Source organism: Pseudonocardia broussonetiae, assembly GCF_013155125.1.
Classification (GTDB): Bacteria; Actinomycetota; Actinomycetes; order Mycobacteriales; family Pseudonocardiaceae; genus Pseudonocardia; species Pseudonocardia broussonetiae.
The window spans coordinates 6,752,003-6,778,843 of sequence record NZ_CP053564.1; the positions used below are offsets into that span (position 1 = coordinate 6,752,003).

Sequence of the window (26,841 nt, forward strand, 5' to 3'; positions counted from 1 at the left end):
TCAGGGCCGGGTGGTCGGGCTGCTGAGCATCGCGCGCACGCACTCGACCTGCGCGGTCGCCGCCAGCCGGAGGCTGCGGGCGGGGTCGGGCTCGCGCGTCGCCTCCTTCGCGCGGGCGAGCGCCAGTCGCGGCGCGGCGGCGAGGCGCTCGGCGTAGGCGAGCGCCTCGGCCTCCAGGTCGGCAGCGGGCACCGCCCGCAGGGCCAGGCCCAGCTCGACCGCCTCCGTCCCGCTGAACCGCCGGGCGGTGAGGATCAGGTCCAGCGCCCGTTCGAGCCCGACCAGCCGCGGCAGGTCCGTCGTGGCGCCGAGGTCGGGAACCGCCCCGAGTCCGAGCTCGGCGACGGCGAGGACGGCGTCCTCGGCCACGATGCGGACGTCGCAGGACAGCGCGAGCTGGAGCCCCGCCCCGAGGGCGGCGCCGTGCACCGCCGCCACGACCGGGAAGGGGGCGCGCGAGAGCCACCGGAAGTCCGCCTGCGCCTGCTCGGTGACGGCCAGGCCCTCGCCCGGGTCGGTCGTGGCGATCCGGTGCAGCAGGCCGCCCGGCCGTCGCTCGTCCAGGTCGAGCCCGGAGCTGAACGACGGTCCGTCCCCGGTGAGGACGGCGACCCGGACGGCGGGGTCGGCGACGAGGGCGTCGGTCGCCTCGCGCAGCTCCCGCCACATCCCGGGGGTCTGGGCGTTGTGCCGGTCCGGCCGGTCCAGCACGATCCGCGCCACGGCGCCGTCGTGCTCGACGCGGACGGTCGCCGCGGCGCTCATCGGGCCGTCCCCAGGATCGTCACGGTCGCCGCCGCGGCGTCGGGGCCGACGTAGCCGCCCGCGTTCTCCGCGAGGCCGATCCGGGCCCCGTCGACCTGCCGTGCGCCGCACCGCCCCCTCAGCTGGTCGGCCAGCTCCACGAGCTGCCCGAGCCCGGTCGCGCCGACGGGGTGCCCCTTGCTGCCGAGCCCGCCGCTGGGGTTGATCGGGATGCGGCCGCCCAGGGTCGTCGCCCCGTCCCGCAGCAGCCCGGTCGCACCGCCCGGCGGGCACAGGCCGAGCTCCTCGGTGACGATCAGCTCGGCCGGGGAGGCGGCGTCGTGGCACTCGACGACGTCGACGTCCCCGGGGCCGAGACCCGCCATCGCGTAGGCGCGCTCCGCCGTGCGCGGCACGAGCTCCCCGTAGACCCCCGCCCGGCCGGCACCGATCACGGTGGCCAGCAGGCGGACCGGCTCCGCGCCCCACCGCTGCGCCCTCTCCGGCGTCGTGAGGACCGCCGCGGCGGCGCCGTCGGACATCGGTGCGCACATCAGCAGGGTCAGGTCGCCGCTGATCCGGCGGGCGGCCAGGACCTCGTCGACGGTCAGGGCGCCGCCGTACTGCGCCTTCGGGTTGAGGGCGCCGTGGGCGTGGTTCTTCACCGCGATCCGGGCGAAGTCCTCCGGCGTGGCGTCCGTGCGGTCGCGGTACCACTGCGCGTACCGGGCGTAGATGTCCATGAAGACCGAGCCCGAGCCCGCGCTGCCGAGCTCGGCGCGGATCTCCTCGAGGCGGTCCTGGTCGAGCGCCGACAGCATGGCGGCGAACGCGCGGGTCCGGTCGGTGTGGTTGAGCTTCTCCGCCCCGACGGCCACCGCGACGTCCACCTGGCCCGAGGCGACCGCGAGCCACGCCTGGTTCACCGCCGTCGACCCGGAGGCGCAGGCGTTCTCGACGTTGATCAGCGGCACGCCCTCGAGCCCGCTGCCCCGCACGGCGTGCTGGCCGCGGACGGACTCCTGCCCCTGGACCAGGCCCGCCCCGCTGTTGCTGTAGAGGACGACCTCGACGTCCCCGGCCTCGGCGCCGGCGTCCCGGAACGCCGCCCCGGTCGCCTCCCCGACCAGCGAGGGGAACGTGCGGTCGACGAACCTGCCGAACTCGGTCATCCCGACGCCGGCGACCACGACGTCCCTCATGCCATCACCTGCGCCAGGGTGTCGAGCACGGCGGGACGGTCGCCGAACGGGACCACGACGAGGGTGTCGACGCCCGCGTCGGCGAAGCGGGCCACCTTCTTCTCCAGCGTGGCCGGCGTCGCCGCGATCGCGACGAGGTCGATCAGGTCGTCCGTCAGCGCGGCGCCGGCCCCGCGCCGGTCACCGGCGAGGAAGCGGTCCTGGCACTCCCGGGCGCTGGCCCCGTGGCCGTAGCGGACGGCCAGCTCGGCGTAGAAGTTCCGCTCCTTCGACCCCATGCCGCCGAGGTAGAAGGCCAGCAGGGGCCGGACGAGGTCCCGGGCGACGCGCACGTCGGCGTCGACCGCCACCGGGACCGCCGCGGCGATCGTCATCGCGGACCGGTCCCTGCCCGCCCGCTCGAGGCCCCGCAACAGCGGTGCGGTCACCATCTCCGCGTGCTCGGGGCTGAGCAGGAACGGGAACCAGCCGTCCGCGATCTCGCCGCACTGCTCCACGGTCTTCGGCCCGGTCACCCCGAGGTAGATCGGGATCCGGTCCTGGACCGGACCGCCGCCGAGCATCTTCAGGGGCTTGCCCAGCCCGAGGCCGTCCTGCGTCGGGATCGTCCACTCCTGCCCGGCGTAGGAGAGGCGCTCGCCGCTGCAGGCCGCGCGGATGATCTCGATGTACTCCCGCGTCCGGCGCAGCGGCGAGGTGAACGGCACCCCGTACCAGCCCTCCGACACCTGCGGCCCGGACAGCCCGAGACCCAGCAGCAGGCGCCCGCCGGAGATCCGGTCCAGCGTCGCGGCCGCCGTGGCGGCCGCCGCCGGCTGGCGCGCGGGGATCTGCAGGATCCCGCTGCCCAGCCGGATCCGCTCGGTGACCGCGGACAGCGCGCCGAGGATGGCGACGGCCTCCTGGCCGTACCCCTCGGCCACCCAGACCGAGTCGTAGCCGAGCCGGTCCGCCTGGCGCGCGAGCGCCACCTGCTCGTCGTAGGTGAACCAGGGCCAGTAGGCGACGAACGCACCGAGCTGCATCGACAGTCCCAATCAGTACTCGAACGGAGGGGGTCAGAAGTGGAGGACGAGCTTGCCGAGCGCGCGCCGGTCGTCGAGGGCGGCGAGGGCGTCCGCGACCCGGTCCACGGGGAGCACCTCGGCGACCGGCGGATCGAGCGCCCCGGCGCGCAGGTGCGGCAGCAGGGCGTCCCACTGCCCGGTGACGAAGCCCGGCACGCCGAACGCCGGACCGCCCCAGCCCACGCCGCGGACGTCGGTGTTGGTCAGCAGCAGCCGGTTGACCTTCACCGTGGGGATCGAGCCCCCGACGAAGCCGACCACCAGCACGCGACCGCCGGGCGACCGCAGGCACCGCAGGGAGTCGGTGAACCGGTCGCCGCCCACCGGGTCGACGACGACGTCCACGCCCTCGCCCCCGGTCAGCGCGCGCACGTCCTCGCGGAAGGAGGCGGCGCCGACGACGTCGTGCGCCCCGACCCGCCGGGCCAGTGCCGCCTTCTCCTCGCTGGAGGTGACGGCGACGACGCGCGCGCCGAGGGCGCGGGCGAGCTGGACGGTGGCCGTCCCGATCCCGCCCGCGGCCCCGTGGACGAGGACGGTCTCGCCCGCGGCCAGTGCGCCGCGCCCGCACAGCGCGTGGTGCGCGGTCAGGTAGTTGACCGGCAGGCAGGCACCCTGGACGAAGGACACCTCGTCGGGCAGCGGCTGCACGAGGAACTCCGGCACCGCGACGCACCCGGCGAACGCGCCGTGCCGCACCATCGCCACCACCCGGTCGCCCGGCGCGAACCGGGACCGGTCCGGTGCGCTCGCCACGATCCCGGCGCACTCGCCCCCGAGCGTGAACGGCGGCTCGAACCTCTCCTGGTAGAGGCCGCGGGTGTGCAGCAGGTCCGGGTACGCCACACCCGCCGCGCGGACCTCGACCACGACCTCGCCCGGACCGGGCTCGGCCGCCGCCACCTCGCGCACGACCACCGCGGCCGGGCCGTCGAAGCTCACCACCTGGACCGCACGCACGGTCGCCTCCTCGTCGTCGCCCGCCCCGGACCCGGTCCGGTCACGCGGCACCGCTAGCCGATCGCCCGGTCCCGGCCCGCCCAGAGCCCGGCGCGCAGGAGCTTCTTGTCGATCTTCCCGACCGCCGTGGTGGGCAGCGCCGACACGATCTCGACCGACTTGGGCGCGTAGTGCGCGCCCTTGCGGGCACGGACCGCCGCGGTCAGCTCCTCGCGCAGCCGCGGCGGTGCGTCCTCCCCGCCGCGCGCGACCACGAAGGCGTGGACGGCCTCGCCCCACCTGTCGTCGGGGGCCCCGATCACGGCCGCGGAGGCCACCGCCGGGTGCGCGGTCAGGATGTCCTCGACCTCGCGGGGGTAGACGTTGAAGCCGCCGGAGATGATCATGTCCTTCGCACGGTCGACGATGTGCAGGAAGCCGCGGTCGTCACGGCGGCCGAGGTCGTCGGTGTGCAGCCAGTCGCCGCGCAGGGCCCGCGCCGTCTCCTCGGGCTGCTCCAGGTAGCCGCTCATCACCAGGGGCGACCGGACGCAGATCTCGCCGACCTCGCCGTCGGGCACCTCGGCGCCGTCCTCGTCGAGGACCGCCACGCGGACCCCGACCACGGGGCGGCCGCAGGAGGTGAGCAGGTCCGGCTCGTGCTCGTCCGGGCGCAGGGTGGTGATCCCGGCGCACTCGGTCTGGGCGTAGCCCTGCACCAGGACGCGACCGAAGCGCTCCTGCGCCTCCTCGATGCGGGCCGGCGCCATCGGCGCGGCCCCGTAGGCGAACGCCTTCAGCGAGGAGACGTCGAACGCCTCCGTCCGCATGGCCTCGAGCAGCGCGTACATCATCGTGGGCACGCCGAACGTGTAGGTGATCCGCTCGGTCTCCAGCGTGCGCAGGAAGGCGCGGGGGTCGAAGGAGTCGTGCAGGACGACGGTGCCGCCGAGGAGGAGGGTCGGGAGCACCGGCATCGACGCGGCGTGCGTGATCGGCGCCGCGGCCAGGTAGCGGGCGTGCGCGTGCACCCCGAAGGAGGCGATGACGGTCTGGGCCTGCTGCACCATCGCGCGCTGGGAGACCATCACCCCCTTCGGGCGGCCGGTCGTGCCGCCCGTGTACTGCAGCCACGCCAGGTCCTCGTGGGTGATCCGCGGGTCGCGCTGCAGCCGTCCGCCCGGCTGCGCCGCGCACAGGGCGCCGATGTCGGGAGCGAGCTCGGAGGGCCCGATGCTCAGCAGCGTGCGCACGCCCGTCGCCCGCTGCGCGATCACCGCGCCGGTCTCGGAGAACCGCGGGTGGACGAGGAGCACGGTGATCCCGGCCTCGTCGCACAGCCGGACGTGGTCCTCGGGCGAGCCCAGCGGGTGCAGCCCGCTGTAGCTCGCCCCGAGCAGGTACGCGGCCAGCTGCAGGAGGTACGCCTCGGGCGCGTTGACGCTCAGGGTCGCCACCGCGCCACCCCGCCCGACCCCCGCGTCGGCCAGGACGCGGACCATCCGGCCGGTGAGGTCGGCCGCCTCCGCGTAGGACATCCGCCGGTCGCCGTGGACGAACGCCTCGCTCCCCGGGGTGCGCTGGAGGGCCTCGACGATGAGGTCCGCGTAGGTCGGACCCGCGGCGACCGCCGGAGCCGTCATCGCCGCACGCCCCGGCGGGCGGCGCAGCGGGCGGCCGGGCGTGCGGCCGGTCGGCGGACGTGGGAGTGGGTGCGCATGGCGGACCTCCGCGGTGAGGACGGGGGCGGGGCCGGCGGGAGAGCGACGGACACCGGCGACCCGGCTGCTGGTGGAGCGCCGTCACCGTGACACAGATTAACTGGTTAGTCAACATTGCCGGGACGGCCGGCCGGGCGCCGCCCCGGGCTCACCGTCCCGACGCCCGGCCCTCCCCCCGCTCCCGCTGCCCGGCCAGGCGGAACCGCTGGATCTTGCCGACGGCGGTGCGCGGCAGCCGCTCGACCAGGTGGATCTCGCGGGGCCGTCGTGGCCCCGACAGCCGCTCCTCGCACCAGGCCAGGAGATCCGCGACGAGCGCGGGCGGCGCGCCCGCGGCGGGGACCACGAAGGCGATCGGCACCTCGTCGCGCACCGGGTCGGGCGCACCGACGACGGCGGCGTCCACGACGTGGCGGTGGTCGACCAGCACCGCCTCCACCTCGAGGACCGAGACGTTCTCCCCGGCGACCTTGAGCATGTCCCCGGCGCGCCCGACGAACTCGACCTCGCCCGCCCCGTCGAGCCGCGCGAGGTCGCCGGTGTCCAGCCAGGTGACGCCGTCGTCGCCCCGTTCGGCGAAGGCAGCGGCCGTCGCGACGGGGTCATCGCGGTACCCCGCGAACAGCGAGAGCCCGGGGAGGCCGCCGACCTGGATCGCGCCGGTCGCTCCGGGCGCGACGGCGCCCCCGCTCCCCGGGTCGCGCAGCCGCACGTGGCAGCCGGGGGTCGTCGTGCCGAGCGAGGTCGGCACGCGGTTCAGCCGCCTGCTCACCAGCACCGCCGGCGCGGTCTCGGTCATCCCGTAGATCTGCCGCGGACGGCAGCCCACGAGCGCGGCGAACCGCTCGTACTCGTCGTCGGTGAGGTTCTGCGCGAACCACACGTTCTCCAGCGGCCGGGACAGCGGTGTGCTCCCGCCCCGCGCGAGGATCATCCGCACCGGGGCCGCGAACAGCGAGGCGTGCGTGGCGCCCAGCCGCTCCGCCTGCTCCAGGAAGCGGGACGCCGAGAACCCGTCGACGAGCACCACGGTCGCGCCGACGGAGATCGACGCCGCGATCGAGTAGTACTGCGCGTTCGCGTGGAACAGCGGGAGGACGACGAGGGAGCGCGACCCGGGCCGCAGCCCCGCCGCGGCCGCCATGACGTCGCCGGCGAAGGCGTAGTTCGCCTGGGTGACCTCGGCGATCTTCGGTTCGGAGGTGGTGCCCGAGGTGAACATCAGGGACAGGGTGGTCAGCGGCTCCACCGTCGACGGCGCGGCGGGACCGCCCGGCGCGCCCGCCCCGGCGAGCGCCGGGTCGGCGGGATCCACCACGACGACGGGGCCGGCCGCACCCGACTCCCGGTAGGCGCCGGCCTGCGCGGGTCCGCACACGGCGAGCGCCGGGCGCACCCGCGCGGCCTGCCGTGCCAGCTCGCCCGCGGTGCTGCGCGGATCGCACGGCGCGACGACCCACCCGCTGCGGGCCGCGGCCAGCAGGAGCGCCACGAAGGCAGGCCCGTTCGGCAGGACCACGTGGACGCGGTCGCCGGACCGCAGCCCGCGCGCCGCCAGGACCCGGCGGACCCGGTCGACCACCGCGTCGAACTCGCGGTAGGTCCACGCGGCCACCTCCCCGCCGGTGGGCGCGTGCTCGAGGAAGGTGCGGTCGCCCGCCGCGGCGACCGCCGACGCCCACCGGTCCGACAGCGTGCTCCAGCCGACGAGCACGTCGCCGTTCACCGGGTCCGGTCCACGTCGACCACCCGCGTCGGGCCCTCCCCCTTGCGGCCCACCCGGTTGCGCAGCACCCCGATGCCGTCGGCCTCCAGCTCGACCACGCTCCCCTGGCCGATCCAGCGGCCGATCTCGACGCCGCAGCCCTTCCCGACCGTGCCGCTGCCCAGCAGGTCGCCGGGCTGCAGCGTCTGCTCCTGGCTGGTCCACTCGACGATCTCCTCGAAGGAGAACTGCATCGTGCCGAGCGTGCCCGTCGACCACACCTCGCCGTCCACCCGGGCCTGCAGGCGCGAGGTCCGCGGGTCGAACTCGTCGGGGGTGGCGATGCAGGGCCCGATGGAGCTGCCGAAGTCCTTGGCGATCCCCGGGCCGATGCCGATGCTCATCTCCCGGCTCTGGATGTCGCGGGCGCTCCAGTCGTTGTAGAGCGTGTAGCCGACGACGTGCCGGTCGGCCTCCGACGCCCGGATCCGGCGGCCGCGGGCGCCGATGACGGCGCAGACCTCCAGCTCGTAGTCCAGCCGGTCGGTGTACGCGGGCCACGGCACGGTGTCGTCCGGGCCGTAGATCTCGTCGACGTTGCCCTTGTAGTGGGCCGGGATGCGGTACCACTCGTCGGGCACGGCCGCGAGCACGCCGGCGGCCACGCACCCCCGCACGTGCTCCTCGACGACGAGGTAGTCCCGCAGGCTGTTGGGGCGCGGCAGCGGCGCGACGAGCCGGACCGCGTCGGCGGAGTGCACGACCGGCGCCTCCCGCCCCGCGGACGCGGCGGCGTCGCAGGACTCCCGCACCTCGTCCAGCGCCTGCTCGCCGCCGGCGATGATCCTGATCAGCTGCGAGGAACCCCCGGGCTCCCCGCCGCCGCGGGCCGGCAGGCCCGCGGCGGCGAGCGCCCCGTCGATGTCGACGACGGACCCGCCCCGCAGCACCCCGGCCCGCAGGACCGTCCCGTCCGGCCCCTCCAGCGCGTAGGTGACGAGCCTCATCCGCCCGCACCCGCCACGCCGACCGGCGCCGGCGCGTCGACCGGGGCCGGCGCGAGCGCCGCCGCGAGCCGCGCGACGAGGGCGTCGAGGTCGGCGGGGTCCTCGGCCGCGCCGAACAGGTAGCGGTCCGGCCGCACGAGGGCGGCCGCGGCACCGAGCCCGGTGAGCCAGTCGGCGACCGCGCCCGGCGCGGCCTCGACCGTCCGGACGTCCAGCGCCGCCAGCAGCTGTGACGTCGCGGGGCTCGTCGCGGCGAGGGCGTCCGGCGTGGCGACGAGGGCGAACCGGTAGCCCACGACGTCGTCGAGCAGCTCTCCCGCGGGCGTCCGGGGCTGCGCGCTGAGCGTGCCGGCGGCCCCCTCCGCCTCGTCGCGGACGCCGGGTCCGAGCACCGGCCGCAGCACCGGCGCCTGGAACACCTCGGGCTCCTCGTCGGGGGCCTCCAGCGCCTCGACCCCGTTGGCCAGCTCGGCGGCGAGGGTGGTGAAGACCAGGACGTGCGGGCGCCGCTCGCTCTGGTAGGTGTCCAGCAGCGAGGCCGGCGAGTCCCCGCGCACCACGCGCCCGAGCTTCCAGGCGAGGTTCGTGGCGTCGCGGATGCCCGAGCACATGCCCTGCCCCAGGTGCGGCGGCATCGTGTGCGCGGAGTCCCCGGCGAGCAGGAGCCGTCCCGCCCGCCAGCGGTCGGCGGTCAGCGAGCGCCACTCGTAGACGTCGCAGCGCAGCACCCGGTACTCGTGCGGCGCGTACCAGGGGGCGATCACCTCGTAGGCCTTCTCGCTGCGCTCGAACTCGGCGGAGTCGTCGTCCGGGCGCAGCATCAGCTCGAACCGCACCCGGGGGGCCGCGATCGGGATCACGGTCAGCGGGTTGCGGATGGCGCCCTGGATCCACGAGTCCCGCCCCGGCACCCGCTCCTCCGCCACCAGCGGGACGATGTCGACGATCAGCGACCGGTGCGTCGCGTGGTGGTCGGTCTGCGTGCAGCCCATCCGCTCCCGGACGAACGAGTTCGCCCCGTCGGCGCCGACCACGAAGGACGCGGTGATCCGCGACGGCCGGTCGGTGGCGAGCTCGCGGGTGGTCAGCACGACCTCGTCGCCGGTGTCCTCGATCCCGGTGACCTCCCAGCCGAAGAAGGTGGTCGCGCCGGCGTAGGTCTGCGCGTGGCCGCGCAGGACCGCCTCGAAGTCCGGCTGGTGGAACATGTAGTCCGACTGCCAGCCCTGCTCGGTCAGCCCGCGGTTCATGTCCATCGCCATGATCGTGCGCCACTTGGCGTCGTAGTAGCGGTAGGTCCCGACGAGGGAGAAGGACTCCGCGAGGTCCTGCAGCCCCAGGGTCTGGAAGGCGCGCATCGTCTCGTCGTCGAGGTGGGTGGCGCGGGGCCGCGCCATCGGCATCCGCGCCCGGTCGACCACGGCCACCGTCAGCCCCTCGAGCTCGAGCAGCCGGGCGAGGGCCAGGCCGGTGGTCCCGCAGCCGATGACGGCGATGTCGACGCGGGTGTCGGTACGGGTGTCGGTGCGGGTGTCCGCGTGGGTGTCGGTGCGCGTGCCGGTCTGCGTGTCGGTGCCGTCGCTCATGGTCCTCACCTCTGGTCCTGGTCGTCGGTCGGGCGGTGCACGGCGGTCACGCGGGCGCGCGTCCGCTGCTGGTGCGCGGCCTCGAACACCGACAGCTGCGGGTCGAGGCTGGTGGCGGTGGTGAGCACGAGCTCGTCGTCGCCGCCGGGGCAGCAGGCGATCGCGAACCCGTCGACGTCGATCCGGTCGACGAGCACGCCGTCGGCCACCCGGACGAAGGCGCTGCCGGTCGTGGTCGCCACCCACACCGAGCCGTCACGGCCGGCGCAGACGCCGTCCGGCAGGTACTGCTCCCCCAGCTCGGCGCACAGGTCGAACCAGGTCCGGCGGTCCGTGAGCTCCCCCGCCGGCCCGATCGCGAACGCGGTGAGCCGCCCGGCGAAGGTCTCCGCCACGACGAGGGTCGCGCCCCCGTCCACGGTCACCATCCCGTTGGGGAACACGAGGTCCTCGGCGGCCACCGCGACCGACGGGTCCGGGCCGTCCGGCGCGACCCGCAGGAGCCGCCCGGGCCGGTCGCGCCCGCGGACCTCGTCGACGAGCACCGTGCCGTCGGGCAGCACGAGGAGGTCGCCGAGGGTGCCCTCGACGAGGTCGGCCAGGTCGGCGTGCAGCGACCAGCCCCGGCCGTCGAAGCGGTCGAGGCGCGCCCCGGTCATCCGCGCGCCGACGAGCTCGCCGGACGGCAGGAACCCGGTCCCGTTCACCGGGCCGTCCAGGGGGTGGTCGGAGCGCCCGTCCGCGCCCAGGACGACCAGCCGCGACCCCTGGGTGTCCGACACCCACACCTCGCCGTCGCGCCAGAGCGGCGACTCGGCCCACACGAGGTCGTCGGCGAGCAGCCGCGAGCGCGCCGTGCCCGTGGCCATCTCAGGACTTCCAGGCGGCGGGCGGGAGCCCGAGCTCGGTGAAGCCCTCCGGGGTGAGGTGCGGGCCCCACAGGCTCACCCACTTGTGGCCCTCGAAGGACCACTCGCCGGGGGTGTGCGCGGCGTCGTCGTAGATCCGCTCCATGTCGCAGTAGAACTCCTGCACGAGCCCGCTGGGCTCCTGCACGTAGGTCGCGATGTTGCGGCCCATGCCGTGGCGCAGCGGACCCCAGAGCACCGACCCGCCGCGCGCGTCGACGAGGTCGGCGATCGCCGCGACCTCGACGATCGTCGGGTACTCCCAGGCGACGTGGTGGATCTTCCCCGGGCCGGGGAACACGCCGATGCCGTGGTGGTCGACGTTGCAGCGCAGGAACACGCCCTCCTCGATGCGGTCCGACACCCGGAAGTCGAACAGCTCGACGAGCACCTGCTCCATCCGGCGCGGCTCGGGCACGAAGAAGTTGACGTGCCCCAGCCGGGCGGGCCGCAGCACCGCCGCGGTCGGCGCGGGCGGCGGCACCTGCGCCATGCGGCTGTAGACCTCGAACACGAACCCGAACTCGTCGACGAAGGCGAAGCCGTCCTCGATGCCCGTGCCCCGCGGCCGGTCGTCCAGCACCTGCAGCCCCGCCGCGGACCCGACGCGCTCCCGGGCCTCCGCGAGGGACTCCGCGTCCGGTGTCACGAGCCCGAGGTGGTCGAGCGCGTCCTCGTCCGCCGCGATGTAGTGGAGGCTGTGGTGGGCGCCGTCGAGGGTGAACCAGGTCTGGCCGTCGGCGCGCTCGCTCGCGTGCAGGCCGAGCATGCCGGTGGCGAACTCCTCGGCGGCCGCGAGATCGCGGACCCGGACCGAGACGTGGCCGATCTCGCTGATGACGGGCGCGCGCATCAGACGGCCGCGACGGTGTCGAGGGCGGCGACGCAGCGGGTGCTCTGCGTCCCGAGGCCGTCGATGGTGCAGGACATGGTGCTCCCCGGGGTGAGGTAGGTGGGCGGGTCGGCGACGTGCCCGACGCCGGCGGGAGTGCCGGTGGCGATCAGGTCGCCCGGCGCGAGGGTGATGATCGTGCTGATGTAGGAGATGATCTGCGGGACCGAGAAGACGAGGTCGTCGGTGGCGGAGGACTGCCTGACCCGGCCGTCGACCGAGAGCTCCATCCGCAGCGACCGCGCGTGGTCGACCTCGTCGGGCGTCACGAGGAACGGCCCGACGGGCGTGGACGCCTCGAAGGTCTTGCCGGCCAGGAACTGCGAGGTCCGCAGCTGCCAGTCGCGCATCGAGACGTCGTTGACGATGGTGTAGCCGGCCACGTGGTCCAGCGCGTCCTCCTCGCGCACGTGCCGGGCCGCCCTGCCGATCACCACGCCCAGCTCGATCTCCCAGTCGACCTTGTCCGAGGCGGTCGGGATGGCGAGGTCGTCGTTCGCGCCGATCAGGCTGCGGCCGAACTTGGCGAACAGCGTCGGGTGCTGCGGCAGCGGCAGGTCCGCCTCCGCCGCGTGGGACGCGTAGTTGAGGCCCACGCAGAACACCTTCTCGGGCGCGGGCGTGAGCGGCGCGAAGTCCGCGTCCGCGAGCGGCACCCGGGGTCCCGTGCCGGCGGCCGCGCGCTCCGCCCAGTCCTCCCCCGAGGCGATCAGCGCGCCGACGTCGGCGAAGGTCAGGAGCACCAGCTCGTCCCCGTCGACGCGGGCGGCCCGCGGTCCGGAACCCGTCCTGATCGTGGCTAGTCGCACGGTCGTCCTCCGTTGCTGTGGGTGTGCCGGCTCATGCCGGGGTCCGGTCGACCCCGGTGACCGGGAGGGAGTCGAAGCCGCGCACCGAGTTGTTGAGGTGCCGGTGCGGCGTCCCGATGTGGAACCGGTGCACGCGCCGGGCCAGCGCGCTCAGCACGGCGTGCCCCTCGAGGCGCGCCAGTGCCTGCCCCGCGCACCCGTGCGTGCCGTAGCCGAACGCCAGGTGGTCGAGCGGCGCCCGCGTCACGTCGAAGCGGTCGGGGTCGGGGTAGTGCCGCTCGTCGCGGTTGCCGGAGCCGAAGAGGAGCAGCAGCTGCGCGCCCTCCGGCAGGGTCGTGCCGTCCAGCTCGACGACGCGGGTCGTCCGGCGCCCGAACACCTGCACGGGCGCGTCGTGCCGCAGCACCTCGTTGAAGGCCCCCGGCAGCAGCGCGGGGTCCGCGCGGACGAGGTCCCACTGGTCGGGGTGCTCGGCGAACAGGTGGACCGCGTTGGCGATCGCGTTGATGGTGGTGTCCATCCCCGCGGCGGCGTAGGCGACGATCAGCGGGATGCACGACTCGTGCCGGATGCGGCCCTGGTCGGCCGCCTCGAACACCGCCCGGCCCATGCTGCCCTCGGTGAGGTCCTCCGCCCGCAGCGTCGCCACCCACCCGAACAGCTCCTGCACCACGGCCAGCGAGTCGACGGTGCGGGCGTTCATCGGGCCGAAGACGTTGAAGGTGGCGTCGGCCCACCGGAGCATCTCCGGCCGGGCCTCGTCCGGCAGCCCGATCAGGTCGAACACCACGGCCAGGGGGAACGCCGCCGCGAGGTCGGTCACGGCGTCGAACGCGCCCCGGTCCAGCACCTCCTCCACCAGGGCGTCGGCGCGCGCGGTGATGTCGGCCTGCAGGCCGCGGACGGCGCGGGGGCCGAGCCGGTCGGCGAGGACGCTGCGCAGCGTGTCGTGCTCGGGCGGGTCGGCGGCCAGGATCGTCCCGACGAACATCTCGTTCACCGGGTCGCTGAGCGCGAGCCCGCTGGACGAGTAGGTCCGCCAGTCGCCGAGCGCCGCGCGGACCTCGTCGTAGCGCGGGAGCGCCCAGGCGTCGAGCCGGTCGAGGTGGACGGCCGGCCCGAGGTCGCGCAGCTCGCGGTAGGTCGGGTACGGGTCCTGCAGGAGCTCGTCGTCGAACAGGTCGACGGCGGAGTGCGGCACGTGGGTGAGCGTCATCGCTGTACCTCCAACGGCACGGGCTCGGGTCGGGTGAGGGCGCGCAGGCGCGCGATCGGCATGCGGGTGTTGACGGCGGCCGCGGTCGCGCCGCCACCGGCGTCGGACCAGCGCAGGAGCGCCCCGTCGGAGGGCGGGCCGCCCCGGAGCAGCGCGGGCGTCCCGCGGGCGGGCAGCTCGCCGCAGATCCGGACGGTGAGCCCGAACTGCTCGGTCCAGAAGTAGGGCGAGGGGACGAGGGCGGGTGCGTCGTCCCCGTCGACGAGGGTGCGGGCGGCGGCGCGGCCCTGCTCGAGCGCGCTGTTCCACGACGGCGTGCGGCGGTGGCCGCCGCCCGGGACCGGGAACGCCGCCACGTCCCCCGCCGCGACGACGCCCGGGGCGGCGCGGCACCGGGCGTCGACGCGCAGGCCCCCGTCGGTGAGCAGCCCGGTCCGGGCGAGCCATCCGACGTTCGGGGCGCAGCCGACCGCGGAGAGGACGAGGTCGCCCTCGATGCGCCCGCCGCCCGCGAGCTCGACGACGGGCGTGCCGGTGCCCCGCAGCCGCACCCCCGCCGGGTCGTGGACGAGCTCCACGCCGTGCGCGGAGGCCGCGTCCGCGAGCAGGTCCGACAGGTACCGGCCCAGCTGCGCGAGCAGCGGGGGCTGCCGGTCCACCACGACCACCGCGGCGCCGCTCGCCGCGCAGACCGACGCGAGCTCCATCCCGAGGATCCCCGCCCCGACGATCACCACCTTCGGGCGGCCCCGCAGGGCGGCCGCCAGGTGCCGGGCGTCGTCGAGGTCGCGGAAGACGGTCTCGTGGACGCCCGGGTCCGCGGCGCCGAGGTCCGCGAGCCGCCGGGCACGGGCCCCGGTCGTGACGGCGAGGCGGTCGTAGGGGATGCGGCGGCCGTCCTCGAGCACGACCTCCCGCCGGTCCACGTCGAGCCCGGCGGCCGCGGTGCCGACGATCTCGTCGACGTCGCAGGTCAGCGGCGGCAGCGTGATGTCGGCGTCGGTGGCGGTCCCGTCGAGGACCCCCTTCGACAGGGCCGGCCGGTTGTAGGCGGCCCGCGGCTCCGCCCCGACCAGCGTCAGCGACCCCGTGAACCCCTGGCGCCGGACGGCGTCGGCGAGGGTCACCCCCGCGAGCGAGGCGCCGACCACGACGATGCGCTCGGTCGGCCGCGCCGGCCCCATCACCCGACCTTCAGCGCCGCCACCGGGCAGACCCGGACGGCGGACTCGGCGGCCGGGCCCGCCGACGGCGGCACCTCGTCGTGGTCGAGGACCAGCTCGCCCTCGTCGTCGAGGTGCATCAGCTCGGGCGCCGACTCGGCGCACAGCCCGTAACCCTCGCACCGTTCCCTGTCGATCGACAGCTTCACAGCGGGTCCTCCTCATGGCTCTCGGGGTCGGCTCGGCGCGGGCGCTCGGCGGGCGCGCTCGACCGCGGCCCGTCGGGCCGAGGAGCCGTGCGCGGACCCGCCGGTGACGCCCGGCGTGCGATCCGGTGGGGTCGGCCCGCGCGGCGGGCCGGACGTGTCGGGTGCGGCCGGTTCAGCCGTGGTCGATGGCGGAGGCGTCGGCGGGCAGGAGCCGGCCGAGCAGCATCTGGGTGGTGAAGGCGATGTGCTCGCGCAGGAGCTCCACGCCCGCGTCGACGTCCCTGTTCACGGCGGCGTCGGCGAGGGCCCGGTGTTCGGCGACCGGATCGCGGTCGTTCTCCACCAGCAGCGGCGCCGCCCAGCGGCGGTACAGCTCGGTCTCCGCACGCAGGCCCGTGGCGATCTCGATCAGCCTGCGGTTGCCGCACCCGGCGAGCAGCGCCGCGTGGAAGCCCTCGTGGGCCAGGTACCAGGCGTCCGCGCGCCCGACCGTCGCGATCTCGCGGTCGCGCAGCACCAGGAGGTGGTGCGCGGCGACGACCCCGGTCTCCCAGACGTCGTCGCCGTGGAGCATCGCTCGGCGGAACGCGAGCCCCTCGACGTCCACCCGCACCGTCGTGAGGTCGGTCAGCTCGTCGGCCGACAGGGAGGTGACCGCGTAGCCGAGGTGGGGCTGCATCGCCACGAGCCGCTCGCCCGTGAGCCTGGTCAGCGCCTCCCGGACGGGCCCCACGCTGGTGCCGTAGGTCTCGCAGAGCTCCGGGAACTTCAGGCGCTGCCCCGGCCGGAGCCGCCCCATGAAGATGTCGGCGCGCAGCCGGACGTACAGCTCGTCCGCCCGGGTAGCTGAGCCGCCATGCTTGACCACGAGAGAAACCATAGCCCAGGTATCAAGACGGGCACAAGTTTCTAAAGTACGTCGGTCTCTGCTCTGAACTCCTGCGTGCCCAGCACCGCGAGGAGCGCGAGCCGCTCCCGGGTCTCGTCGTCGGCGGGGGTGAGGACGAGCAGCTGCTGTCCGAGGTCGGGGGTCACGAGCGTCTCGCAGTCCATCAGCAGCGCACCGACCCGCGGGTGCCGGAAGGTCTTCCGGTCGGCGCGACGGACCGCCACCTCGTGCTCGGCCCACAGCGTCCGGAACTCCGGGCTCGCCGCGGCCAGCCGCTCGACGACGCCCTGCACGGTGCGGTCCCCCGCCCGGCGTCCGACCACCGCACGCAGGTCGGCCACGAGGGACCGGGCGTGCCGCTCCCGCTCCTCCCGCGGGTGACCGGCCCGCGCGTCGGGGTGGGTGAACCAGCGGTGCGCCAGGTAGCGGCAGTCGCCGGTGAACGCTGTCAGGTCCCCCGCCATCAGCAGCGACAGCCGGTTCTGCGCGAGCACCTCACCCAGCTCCGAGACCACCATGGCCGACGCGTCGTGGAGCAGGTCGAGCACGCGGACGAGGCCGGCGCGGGCCGGCTGCGCCACGCCGTCGGCGGGCGGCGGGTGGTGCCCGGCGAGGTGGAAGAGGTGGTCGCGCTCGTCGTCGCTGAGGCGCAGGGCGCGGGCCAGCGCGCCGAGCAGCTGGACCGACGGCCGACTGCTGCGTCCCTGCTCGAGGCGCACGACGTAGTCGGTCGACATCCCGGCGAGCACGGCGACCTCCTCCCGGCGCAGGCCGGCGGTGCGACGCCGGGGTCCCGCCGTGACGCCGACCTCGGCGGGCCGGATCGACTCCCGACGCCGGCGCAGGAAGTCGGCGAGCTGCTCGCGCTGCATGCCCCCATGCTTCCCGTCGCCGGTCCGCCCAGCCAGGGAGCGGCTCTCCCACGATCGACGCTCTCTTCCCGGCACCGCGGACCCGCCGCACTGTGGGGCCATGCAGACACGCACCCTCGGCAGCACCGGCCCCACCGTCTCCGCCCTCGGCCTGGGCGCCATGAGCATGTCGGGCGCCTACGGCCACGCCGACCGCCACGAGAGCATCGCGACCGTCCACGCCGCACTGGACGCCGGCGTCACGCTGATCGACACCGGCGACTTCTACGCCATGGGCCACAACGAACTGCTGCTGGCCGAGGCCCTCCGCGGCCGCGACCGGGAGAGCTACCGGCTGTCGGTGAAGTTCGGCGGCCTCGCCGGCCCGGGCCTCCCGCCGCTGCAGCAGGACTGCCGCCCCGCCGCGGTGAAGAACTTCCTCGCCTACTCCCTCACCCGCCTGGGCGTCGACCACATCGACGTCTACCGCCCGGCCCGCCTCGACCCCGCCGTCCCGATCGAGGACACCGTGGGAGCGATCAAGGACATGATCGACGCCGGGTACGTCCGGCACCTCGGGCTCTCCGAGGTCGACGCCGCCACCGTCCGGCGCGCCCACGCCGTGCACCCCGTCGCCGACCTGCAGATCGAGTACTCCGTCATCTCCCGCGCCGTCGAGGCCGACGTCCTGCCCACCCTGCGCGAGCTGGGCATCGGCCTCACCGCCTACGGCGTCCTGGCCCGCGGCCTGATCTCCGGCAACTACGTCCCCGGCCGGGCCGGCGACTTCCGCGCCCACAGCCCCCGCTTCGCCGGCGACAACCTCCGGCACAACCTCGCCCTGGCCGAGGCGCTGCGGGAGGTCGCGCGGCGGAAGGGCTGCACGGTCGCCCAGCTGGTGATCGCCTGGGTCGCCGCGCAGGGCGACGACATCGTGCCGCTCGTCGGCGCCCGGACCCGGGAGCGGCTCGCCGAGGCCCTGCCCGCCCTCGACCTCACCCTCACCCCCGACGACCTCGCCGCGATCGAGGACGCCGTCCCCGCCGGCTCCGCCCGCGGCGACCGCTACCCGTCGGCGTTCATGGCCGCGCTCGGCGTGGGCAACTGACCCTCCGTCGCGGTCACGGACGGCGCCGGTAGGTGATCGCGAAGTCGAGCTCCCACGTCCGCCCGCCGTCGTCGGACCTCTCCCAGCGGCCCTCGATGGTCGAGGCGTCGGCGCTGATCCGGCCGACGAACCGCTGGGAGAAGTCGAGCGGGCTGAAGTCGGCCTCGGTGCGCACCAGGGTCCAGACGCCCCCGGTCAGCGTCATGCGATGGAGCCGGGTGACGCCGCGGGAGTCGAAGTAGTGCTGCAGGTACTCCTCGCCGTCGGGGGCGATGACGCACGTGCTGTCCGGGATCGGGTCGGGGGCGTGCGAGTGGATCATCAGGTAGGCACCGCCCAGCGCCCACTCGACGGTGACGCGGCCCGACAGGGAGTCCGGGTCGGCCACGCCCCACTCCGGCGGGGGCGTCGGCCGCACCTCCCACTCGCCCACCAGGACGTCGAGGGCGGCGAGGGCCGGGCTGCGGTGCGCGGTGGTCATGTCCCTACGACGTCCGCGACGCCCCGGACTCACCGGTGGGAGCCTGTGGCCACCCTTGTCCCCCGACTAACGAGCGCTAGTATGACGGTCGACGGACAGAGCGAGGGGGCTCCGTGACCACGGCGAGGGATCGGGGCAGGGCCGCCGGGGTGCACGCCCCGGAGGTGTCCACCACCTCGCCGTTCCTGCTCACCGAGGACCCCACGATCGCCGACCGGATCGCCGCGCTGGGCGAGGTGCGCCGCTACCGCGCCGGGGAGTTCGTCTACCGCCAGGGGTCGGTGTCGGACTTCATCTACCAGGTCGTCCGCGGCCGCCTGCGGATCTACCTGACGCGGGCCGACGGGTCCGAGCGGGTGCTGTCCTACGCCGAGCCCGGGGCCGGGCTCGGCGAGTCGACGTGCTTCGACGGGCTCCCCCGGTACGCCTCCTGCGTGGCCGTGACCGACAGCGAGATGTCGGTGATCAGCAGGCAGGCGGTGATGGAGGCGGCACGGGGGCAACCGGCGATCCTCGTGGAGATGACGCGCCGCATCTCCCGCAAGGCGCGCCTGTTCGCGATGCACATCGCCGCGGACGGGCTCCCCGCCCGGGGTCGCGTCGCCCTGGTGCTGGACCACCTGGTCGAGGCCTACGGCGTCCGGCAGCCGGACGGCACCCTCCGGCTGCGCGTCCAGTACTCGCTCGACGAGCTGGCCCTGATGATCGGGGTCACGCGGGTGACGATGAGCCGGGAGCTGGCGCGGCTGCTCGAGGAGGGCGTGGTGCGGCGGCACGGGCGGGAGATCGTCGTGCCGGACCTGGACGCGCTGCGCGCGGTCGCCGGGGGCTACCGGCCCTGACCGTCCGTATCGTGTGTTACCGACACCACGGCCGGCGCGCGCCACGCTGACGTCCTCAGCACGACGAGGACCGGGAGCGACGCATGTCGATCGATGTGGAGCAGCGACCGCGGGTGGCGCTCGAGGACCGCTACCTGCTGGAGGACGGCCGGGTCTTCCTGACCGGGGTCCAGGCGCTGCTGCGGGCACCGCTCGACCAGGTGCGCGCGGACCGGCGGGCCGGGCTGCGCACCGGCACGTTCATCACCGGCTACCCCGGGTCCCCGCTCGGCGGCTACGACCTGGCCCTGCAGCAGAACCGCGGCCTGCTCGCCGAGCACGACGTCGTCCACCAGATGGGGCAGAACGAGGAGCTCGCCGCGGCGGCGCTGATGGGCACGCAGCTGCTCGAGCGGTACCCGCACAGCCGCTACGACGGGGTGACCGGGTTCTGGTACGGCAAGGGCCCCGGGCTGGACCGGGCCGGCGACTCGCTGCGGCACGGCAACTTCGGCGGCACGACCACCCACGGCGCCGTCGTCGTGCTCAGCGGGGAGGACCACGAGGCGAAGAGCTCGTCGCTGCCGTTCGAGCAGGAGTACGCCTTCGCCCACGCCGGGATCCCCGTGCTGTACCCGTCGTCGGTGGCGGAGTTCCTCACCTACACCCGGCACGCGGTCGCCCTGTCGCGGTTCTCGGGGTGCTGGGTGGCGATGAAGCTCGTCGCCCAGCTGTGCGACGGGGGCCAGACCCTCGACCTGGTCCGGGACGAGCCCCGGATCGTCGTCCCCGAGTTCGAGATCGACGGCCGGCCGTTCCGCAAGTGGCAGGACCACGCGTTCTTCCCCGGCAAGGTCGTCGAGACCGAGCGGCACGTCTTCACCGAGCGGCACCCCGCGGCCGTCGCCTACGCCCGTGCGAACGGGCTCAACGAGGTGCGGGTCCGCGGACGCGACGACCGCATCGGGCTGCTCACCGCGGGCAAGAGCTACGCCGACACCGTCCAGGCGCTGCGCGACCTGGGTGTCGACGACGACGACCTGCGCCGCGCCGGGATCCGGCTCGTCAAGATCGGCGCCCTCTACCCGCTCGACGCCGACTTCGTCCGCGAGGCGACCGGCGACCTCGACGAGGTGGTCGTCATCGAGGAGAAGCGCCCGATCCTCGAGGACGCGGTGCGGTCCGCGGTGTGCAACCTCGCGACCCACCCGCGGGTGCACGGCAAGCGCGACGCCGAGGGCCGCGTCCGGTTCCCGGAGTACGGCAGCCTCGACGCCGACGCGGTCGCCGCCGGTCTGGCCCCGATCCTGCGCGCCCGGATCCCGGAGCGGATCACCGTCACCCGCCGCACCGACGAGCTGGACCAGGTCCGCGGGCGCGACTACACCGCGATGCTCAAGCGGTCGCCGAACTACTGCTCGGGCTGCCCGCACAACGTGTCGACCACGGTTCTCGACGGCCAGGTCGCCTGGGGCGCCCCCGGCTGCCACATCTTCGCCTCCATCATCGAGCAGCCCGAGCGGCGGATCGACGCGACGTTCCCGCTGGGCGGCGAGGGCGTCGCCTGGATCGGGCTGAGCCCCTTCACCGACCTGGAGCACGTCGTCCAGAACCAGGGCGACGGCAGCCTGTTCCACTCCAGCTACCTGAGCATCCGGTTCTCGGTCGCCGCGGGCGTGACGATGACCTACCGCATCCTCTACAACGGCGCGGTCGCGAACACCGGCGCGCAGGAGCCGATCGGGCAGGCGGACGTGCCGACGCTGGCGGGCCTGCTCGCGCTGGAGGGCGTCACGAAGATCGCGATCGTCGCCGACGACCCCGCCGTCTACCGCCGGGCGGAGCTGCCCGGGATCGCCACGGTGCACGGGGCGGACGAGATCGACACCGTCCTGCGCGACCTGCAGCGGACCGCCGGCGTCACGGTCTTCCTCTACGACGGCGAGTGCGCCAACGAGCGGCGCCGCAAGCGCAAGCGCGGCACCGCGCCGAAGGCGTCGACGTTCGTCGTGGTCGACCAGGGCGTGTGCGAGGACTGCGGTGACTGCGGCGAGGTCACCAACTGCATGTCGCTGCACAAGGACGACACGGAGTTCGGGCCCAAGACCGCGGTGCACCAGTCCTCCTGCAACCAGGACCACTCGTGCCTCAAGGGCGACTGCCCCTCCTTCCTCACCGTCACCGCCCCGGAGGGCCTCGCGAAGCCCGAGTACGTCCCGGTCGACGCCGCGGAGATCCCCGAGCCGCGGCGTCCGGTCCTGGACCGGCCGTTCCACGTGTTCGTGCCCGGGGTCGGCGGCACCGGGGTGCTGACGCTCAACTCGGTGCTCGCCTGGGCCGCGCTGATCGACGGCGCCGAGGCGGTGAGCTACGACCAGACCGGTGCGGCGCAGAAGTGGGGCGCGGTCCTGAGCAGCCTGGTCCTGAGCCCGCGCGGCACCCGCGTCGACGCCAACAAGGTCGGCGCGGCCCGGGCCGACCTCTACCTGGCGGTCGACGCGATGGCCGCGGCCGACCCGGCGAACCTCGACCGCTGCTCCCCCGACCGGACGCGCGCGCTCGTCAACACAGGCCTGCTGCCCAGCGGCGAGATGATCCGGAACAGCCGCCTCGCCGCGCCCGTCGACCCCATGGTCGACGCCGTCGCCCGGTTCAGCGCCGAGGCCGTGGGCGTGGACGCCCGCGCCGTCGCCGAGACCGTCTTCGGCGACTACATGGCCACCAACACCGTGGCGCTCGGCGCCGCGTACCAGGCCGGGATGCTGCCGCTCTCGTCGGCCGCGATCGAGGAGGCCATCACGCTCAACGGGACGGCCGCGGAGCAGAACCGCCAGGCGTTCCGCCACGGCCGCCTCGCGGTGGCCGACCCCGCCCGGATCCGGGCGCTGCTCTCCCCGCCGCCCCGCGACGCCGAGGCCGAGCGCCGGCACGCCCGCGGGCTCCTGCCGGCCGCGCAGCGCGCCGCCTACGACACGGCCATGGCCCGCGTCACGGACCTGCCCGAGGAGGACCGCCGGCTGCTGGCCGTGCGGGTCGGCGAGCTGATCTCCTACCAGGACGCCGACTACGCGGGCCGCTACCTCGACGTCGTCCTCGACGTCGCCGCCCGGGAGCGGGCCCGCCTCGGCGACCCGGCCGCCCTGTCGATCACGCGCGAGGTGGTCCGCAACCTGTTCAAGCTCATGGCCTACAAGGACGAGTACGAGGTGGCGCGGCTGCACCTGCGCTCCAGCCGCGAGCAGCGGGCGTCCGGGATGTTCGCCGGCTCGCCGGTCGTCCGGTACAACCTGCACCCGCCGGTGCTGCGGGCGCTGGGGATGCGGAACAAGATCTCGGTCCGCGCACGCTGGATGGACCCCGCCTTCACCGCACTGACCCGCATGCGGAGGCTGCGCGGCACCCGGTTCGACCCGTTCGGGCGCGACGGCGTGCGGGTCGAGGAACGCCGGCTCGTCGGCTGGTACACCGACCTGGTCCTGGGCGCGATGGACGAGCTGCGGCTGCAGAACCGGGCCGCGGTGCTGGACCTGGCCCGGCTGCCCGATGACATCCGCGGCTACGAGGACATCAAGATGCGCTCCGCCGCCGAGGCCGTCGCCCGCGCCGAGGTGCTGCGCGGCCGGCTCGCGACCACCCTGTCCCTCCCCCTGACGCCCCTGCCCTCGACGCCCCACTCCTCGACGCCCCTGCCCCTCCTCACGAAGACGGACGACTGACATGGCGCACGCACCGGCACTCCCGACCGAGCTCACCGGCGACTTCGAGAAGGACGCGGCACTGGCGTCGGAGCACTTCGCCCTCCTCGACGAGCAGCTCGCGGCCCTGCCCCCCAAGCCCGAGCGCACCGCCGAGCAGCAGGAGCGGGCCGACGCGCTCCTCGACGACGGCCGGGGCGTCCGCGCGCGCTTCCTCGACCGGCACGTCGAGGCCGTCTACGACGCGCTCACCGACGGCGGCGCCCGCCTGCTGCGGGTCGCCGAGCTGGCCTACGCGGCCGCCGACCTCGTCCCCGGTCTCGTGCCCACGCGCGAGCGCATCGCGCAGGAGCGGCGCCACCCGCAGAAGCACAAGGACGGGTGGGAGTACGACCAGGGCATCCTGATCTCGCGGGTGCTCGACCACCCGCGCACCGGCTACCACCTCCTGCACGCCATGGCGCAGCCCCGCCGCGAGGCGCTGGACCTGCTGGAGGAGTTCCGCCGGACCGACCGCGTCGACCTGGGCAGCTGCCTGCTGGAGCGCCGCGCCAACGTCGGGCACCTGACGATCACGTACCAGAAGTACCTCAACGCCGAGGACGACGAGTCCACGGCCGCCATGGAGACCGCCACCGACCTGGTCCTGCTCGACGACCGCATCGAGGTCGGCCTGCTGCGCGGCGCCGTCTCCGAGCACCCCAAGTACGCCGGCCGCCGCGTCTTCGACACCGGCGTCAACCTCACCCGGCTCTACCACGGCGAGGTGTCGCTCATCGAGTTCTTCATCGAGCGCGAGCTCGGCCTGATCACCAAGTGGTACCGCGGGCACTCGCTGGGCTCGGGCGCGGTGTCCGCGGTCGAGGAGCGGCACGAGAAGCCGTGGATCGCCGCCGTCGACACCTTCGCCATCGGCGGTGGCTGCCAGTACCTGCTCGTGATGGACCGCGTCGTCGCCCGGTCCGGCGCCTACGTCAACCTGCCCGCCCGCCGCGAGGGCTTCCTCCCGGGCTGCGGCAACATGCGCCTGCCCCGCTTCGTCGGCGAGCGCGTCGCCCGGCAGGGCATCTTCTTCAACCGCGACATCTACGTCGACTCCCCCGAGGGCCGCATGATCGTGGACGACCTGGTCGTCGACGAGGAGGGCGTGCAGGCCGCGATCGCGAACGCCGTGGAGGCGCTGACGGCCACCGGGCCCGTCGGCGTCGGCGCCAACCGCACGGAGATGCGCGTCGGCGTCGAGCCCCTCGAGGCCTTCCGCCACTACATGGCGAACCTCTCCATCCTGCAGGCGCGGTGCATGTACTCCCCGGCGATCATCCGCAACCTGGAGCAGGCCTGGGACCCCGCGCGCCGCGGCGGCGTGAAGTGACCGCACCGTCCTACGCCTGCGGCAGCGTCGACCGGCCGCTGCTCGGCGAGACCATCGGCCAGAACCTGCGCCGCACCACGGAGCGGTTCGGCCGGCACACCGCGCTCGTCGACCGCGCGCAGGGCCTCCGCGCGACCTACGACGAGCTGTGGGAGCAGAGCGGCCGGGTCGCCGGCGCGCTGCTGGCCCGGGGCGTCCGGCGCGGCGACCGCGTCGGTGTCTGGGCCGCGAACCGGTACGAGTGGGTCGTGCTGCAGTTCGCGGCGGCGCGCGCCGGCGCGATCCTCGTGGCACTGAACCCGACCTACGAGGCGGCCGAGCTCGGCTACGCGCTGGCCCACTCCGGGACGTCGCTGCTGCTGCACGCCGCGCGGTTCCGCGACACCGACTGCGGCGCGACCGTCGCACGGCTGCGGGCCGACTGCCCGGAGCTGCGCGAGGCCATCCCGTTCGAGGACGGGTGGGCCGAGCTCCTCGACGGCTCCCCCGCCGCCGTGGACGCGGCCGAGCAGGAGGTCGACATCGACGACCCCGTCGCGATCCAGTACACCTCGGGCACGACCGGCCGCCCCAAGGGCGCCACGCTCACCCACCACAACCTGCTCAACAACGGCCGGCTGGTCGCCGCGGCGATCGGCTTCGGCCCCGCCGACAGCGTGTGCGCCCCGGTCCCGCTGTTCCACTGCTTCGGGATGGTGCTGGGCACGCTGGGCACCAGCACCCACGGCGCCGCGCTCGTCCTGCCCGGCGGCGCGTTCGACGCCGGGCGCACGCTGGAGGCGATCCACGAGGAGGGGTGCACCGCGGTCTACGGCGTGCCCACGATGTACCTGGCGATGCTCGAGCACCCGCGGCGCCGCGACGTCCGGCTCGACACCCTGCGCACCGGCCTGATCGGCGGGGCGCCCTGCGCCCCCGACCTGCTGGCCCGGATCCGGACCGAGCTGCACGTGCCCGAGCTGTCCACGGTCTGCGGCATGACCGAGACCTCGCCGATCTCCCTCCAGACCCTGCCCGGGGACCCCGCGGAGCGCCGCGACACGACCGTCGGACGGCCGACCCCGCACGTCGAGGTCAAGATCGTCGACCCGGTGACGGGGCGGGTCGTGCCCACCGGGACGCCCGGCGAGCAGTGCACCCGCGGCTACAGCGTCATGGCGGGCTACTGGGACGACCCGGCCGCGACCCGGGCCGCCATCGACCCGGCCGGCTGGATGCGCACCGGCGACCTCGCCGTCATGCACGACGACGGCAGCGTGGCCATCGTCGGCCGGCTCAAGGACGTCATCATCCGCGGCGGCGAGAACATCCACCCGCGCGAGGTCGAGGAGCTGCTCCGCACCCATCCCGCCGTGGCCGACGCGCACGTCGTCGGGGTGCCGCACGAGCGCCTCGGCGAGCAGGTGATGGCCTGGGTCCGGCTCGCGGACGGGTCGCCGGCCGGGGGCGACGACCTCGCCGCGTGGTGCGCCGGGCGGATCAGCCGCTCGAAGATCCCCTCGCTGTGGCGCTTCACGGACCGGTTCCCGACGACGGCGAGCGGCAAGGTCCAGAAGTTCCGCATGCGGGAGATCGCGGTCGCCGAGCTGGGGCTCGACGCTCCCGCCCTCCAGGCGGCGGCGGTGTAGCGCCGTGATCGAGGCGGACCGGGCACCGGCCCGGATGACGGTCACCAGCGTGATGCTCGACGACGACGGCGGGCTGAGGTCGGGCTACCTCCTCGTGCTCGCCGAGACGGCGGCCCAGGCGCTGCTGGCCGGGGCCGCCGTGCACCGCCACGTCGTCGACGTCGTGGCGCCGCCGCGGGGGGCCGGGACCGTCCTCGTGGCGGAGTCGGTGCTCCGCGGCCGCGCCGGCCAGGGGGCGGTGTGCGACACGACCGTCCGCACCGAGAGCACCCCGCCGTCGGTGGTCGCGGTCGTGCGCCACCACCTCAGCGCGGGCTGACCCGGCCGCCCGACTACGACGACGACGGCCCGTCCGCGTCCCCGCGCAGCGCCGCGCCCGCGGCCTCCACGGCGTCGACGATGCCCTGGTAGCCGGTGCAGCGGCAGATGTTGCCCGACATCTCCTCGCGGATGGTCTCCCGGCCGGCGCCGGGGTCGGTGTCGAGCAGGTGCAGGGCGCTCATGAGCATCCCCGGCGTGCAGAAGCCGCACTGCAGGCCGTGGTGCTCGACGAACGCCTCCTGCAGGGGGTGCAGCTCGCCGTCCTCGCCCTCGAGCCCCTCGACGGTGGTGACGGAGCAGCCGTCGGCCTGCACGCCGAACATGAGGCAGGCGCGCGCGGGCTGCCCGTCGACGAGGACGGTGCAGGCGCCGCAGACGCCGTGCTCGCACCCGAGGTGGGTGCCGGTGAGGCCGCAGTCCTCGCGCAGGGCGTCGGCGAGGGTGCGGCGGGGCTCGACGTCGAGGCTGACGCGCTCGCCGTTGACGCTGAAGGTGACGTCCATGGTG

Annotated in this window: 24 protein-coding genes; 6 read left to right on the forward strand and 18 right to left on the reverse strand. The window is 74.9% G+C overall.

Annotation, left to right across the window (positions count from 1 at the left end):
- From HOP40_RS32565 to HOP40_RS32640, 16 genes are all read right to left on the reverse strand, one after another.
- Positions 1-765, reverse strand: coding sequence for an enoyl-CoA hydratase/isomerase family protein (locus HOP40_RS32565; RefSeq protein ID WP_172166815.1), 765 nt, complete (start codon positions 763-765; stop codon positions 1-3).
- Complete coding sequence (locus tag HOP40_RS32570) at positions 762-1,946, reverse strand: thiolase family protein (protein ID WP_172166817.1); 1,185 nt, start codon at positions 1,944-1,946, stop codon at positions 762-764. Before HOP40_RS32570 ends, HOP40_RS32565 begins: the two co-directional genes overlap by 4 nt.
- Positions 1,943-2,971, reverse strand: coding sequence for an LLM class flavin-dependent oxidoreductase (locus HOP40_RS32575; RefSeq protein ID WP_172166819.1), 1,029 nt, complete (start codon positions 2,969-2,971; stop codon positions 1,943-1,945). Before HOP40_RS32575 ends, HOP40_RS32570 begins: the two co-directional genes overlap by 4 nt.
- Before the next feature lie 33 nt (positions 2,972-3,004).
- Positions 3,005-3,973 (reverse strand): NADPH:quinone oxidoreductase family protein, encoded by a 969-nt coding sequence (locus HOP40_RS32580; RefSeq protein ID WP_172166822.1) that lies wholly within the window; start codon positions 3,971-3,973, stop codon positions 3,005-3,007.
- Between the two features lie 53 nt (positions 3,974-4,026).
- Positions 4,027-5,595 carry an AMP-binding protein gene (locus HOP40_RS32585; RefSeq protein WP_172166824.1) on the reverse strand — a complete coding sequence of 523 codons (1,569 nt, stop codon included), beginning with the start codon at positions 5,593-5,595 and terminating at the stop codon, positions 4,027-4,029.
- Between the two features lie 226 nt (positions 5,596-5,821).
- Complete coding sequence (locus HOP40_RS32590) at positions 5,822-7,399, reverse strand: class I adenylate-forming enzyme family protein (protein ID WP_205347003.1); 1,578 nt, start codon at positions 7,397-7,399, stop codon at positions 5,822-5,824.
- On the reverse strand, positions 7,396-8,385 hold the full coding sequence (locus tag HOP40_RS32595; protein ID WP_172166826.1) for a fumarylacetoacetate hydrolase family protein: 990 nt from the start codon (positions 8,383-8,385) through the stop codon (positions 7,396-7,398). Before HOP40_RS32595 ends, HOP40_RS32590 begins: the two co-directional genes overlap by 4 nt.
- Positions 8,382-9,971, reverse strand: coding sequence for a bifunctional 3-(3-hydroxy-phenyl)propionate/3-hydroxycinnamic acid hydroxylase (locus HOP40_RS32600; RefSeq protein WP_172166828.1), 1,590 nt, complete (start codon positions 9,969-9,971; stop codon positions 8,382-8,384). The genes HOP40_RS32595 and HOP40_RS32600 overlap by 4 nt, the downstream gene beginning before the upstream one ends.
- Positions 9,972-9,976: 5 nt before the next feature.
- Positions 9,977-10,840, reverse strand: coding sequence for an SMP-30/gluconolactonase/LRE family protein (locus tag HOP40_RS32605; RefSeq protein WP_172166830.1), 864 nt, complete (start codon positions 10,838-10,840; stop codon positions 9,977-9,979).
- 1 nt (position 10,841) lies between these two features.
- Positions 10,842-11,732 (reverse strand): VOC family protein, encoded by an 891-nt coding sequence (locus HOP40_RS32610; protein WP_172166832.1) that lies wholly within the window; start codon positions 11,730-11,732, stop codon positions 10,842-10,844.
- Entirely contained in the window at positions 11,732-12,580 is an 849-nt protein-coding gene (locus HOP40_RS32615) for a fumarylacetoacetate hydrolase family protein (protein ID WP_172166834.1), read from the reverse strand. Before HOP40_RS32615 ends, HOP40_RS32610 begins: the two co-directional genes overlap by 1 nt.
- Positions 12,581-12,611: 31 nt before the next feature.
- Positions 12,612-13,796, reverse strand: coding sequence for a cytochrome P450 (locus HOP40_RS32620; RefSeq protein ID WP_172166837.1), 1,185 nt, complete (start codon positions 13,794-13,796; stop codon positions 12,612-12,614).
- The gene (locus tag HOP40_RS32625) at positions 13,793-14,980 is read right to left on the reverse strand and encodes an NAD(P)/FAD-dependent oxidoreductase (RefSeq protein WP_172166839.1); all 1,188 of its coding nucleotides are present in this window, start codon (positions 14,978-14,980) and stop codon (positions 13,793-13,795) included. The genes HOP40_RS32620 and HOP40_RS32625 overlap by 4 nt, the downstream gene beginning before the upstream one ends.
- Positions 14,980-15,168, reverse strand: coding sequence for a ferredoxin (locus tag HOP40_RS32630; RefSeq protein WP_172166842.1), 189 nt, complete (start codon positions 15,166-15,168; stop codon positions 14,980-14,982). Before HOP40_RS32630 ends, HOP40_RS32625 begins: the two co-directional genes overlap by 1 nt.
- Positions 15,169-15,340: 172 nt before the next feature.
- Positions 15,341-16,036 (reverse strand): GntR family transcriptional regulator, encoded by a 696-nt coding sequence (locus HOP40_RS32635; RefSeq protein ID WP_172166844.1) that lies wholly within the window; start codon positions 16,034-16,036, stop codon positions 15,341-15,343.
- A gap of 41 nt (positions 16,037-16,077) precedes the next feature.
- Positions 16,078-16,929 (reverse strand): helix-turn-helix transcriptional regulator, encoded by an 852-nt coding sequence (locus HOP40_RS32640; RefSeq protein WP_172166847.1) that lies wholly within the window; start codon positions 16,927-16,929, stop codon positions 16,078-16,080.
- A gap of 100 nt (positions 16,930-17,029) precedes the next feature.
- Here HOP40_RS32640 and HOP40_RS32645 point away from each other — a divergent pair, with 100 nt between their 5' ends.
- On the forward strand, positions 17,030-18,016 hold the full coding sequence (locus HOP40_RS32645) for an aldo/keto reductase (protein WP_172166849.1): 987 nt from the start codon (positions 17,030-17,032) through the stop codon (positions 18,014-18,016).
- A 13-nt stretch (positions 18,017-18,029) separates the two neighbouring features.
- Here the strand turns inward: HOP40_RS32645 and HOP40_RS32650 are convergent, their stop codons facing one another.
- On the reverse strand, positions 18,030-18,497 hold the full coding sequence (locus tag HOP40_RS32650; RefSeq protein WP_172166851.1) for a hypothetical protein: 468 nt from the start codon (positions 18,495-18,497) through the stop codon (positions 18,030-18,032).
- A gap of 113 nt (positions 18,498-18,610) precedes the next feature.
- On the opposite strand from HOP40_RS32650, the gene HOP40_RS32655 reads away from it, so the two are divergent.
- The 5 genes from HOP40_RS32655 to HOP40_RS32675 all read left to right on the forward strand — a co-directional run bounded on the left by HOP40_RS32655 (position 18,611) and on the right by HOP40_RS32675 (position 26,332).
- Entirely contained in the window at positions 18,611-19,339 is a 729-nt protein-coding gene (locus tag HOP40_RS32655) for a Crp/Fnr family transcriptional regulator (protein WP_172166853.1), read from the forward strand.
- A gap of 83 nt (positions 19,340-19,422) precedes the next feature.
- Positions 19,423-23,034, forward strand: a complete 3,612-nt coding sequence (locus HOP40_RS32660) for an indolepyruvate ferredoxin oxidoreductase family protein (RefSeq protein WP_172166856.1) — start codon at positions 19,423-19,425, stop codon at positions 23,032-23,034.
- Between the two features lies 1 nt (position 23,035).
- Positions 23,036-24,385 carry an enoyl-CoA hydratase/isomerase family protein gene (locus HOP40_RS32665; protein ID WP_172166858.1) on the forward strand — a complete coding sequence of 450 codons (1,350 nt, stop codon included), beginning with the start codon at positions 23,036-23,038 and terminating at the stop codon, positions 24,383-24,385.
- Positions 24,382-26,013, forward strand: coding sequence for an AMP-binding protein (locus HOP40_RS32670; protein WP_172166860.1), 1,632 nt, complete (start codon positions 24,382-24,384; stop codon positions 26,011-26,013). Before HOP40_RS32665 ends, HOP40_RS32670 begins: the two co-directional genes overlap by 4 nt.
- 4 nt (positions 26,014-26,017) lie before the next feature.
- Entirely contained in the window at positions 26,018-26,332 is a 315-nt protein-coding gene (locus HOP40_RS32675; RefSeq protein ID WP_172166862.1) for a hypothetical protein, read from the forward strand.
- A 13-nt stretch (positions 26,333-26,345) separates the two neighbouring features.
- Here the strand turns inward: HOP40_RS32675 and HOP40_RS32680 are convergent, their stop codons facing one another.
- On the reverse strand, positions 26,346-26,837 hold the full coding sequence (locus HOP40_RS32680; RefSeq protein ID WP_172166864.1) for a (2Fe-2S)-binding protein: 492 nt from the start codon (positions 26,835-26,837) through the stop codon (positions 26,346-26,348).
- Positions 26,838-26,841 lie beyond the last annotated feature (4 nt).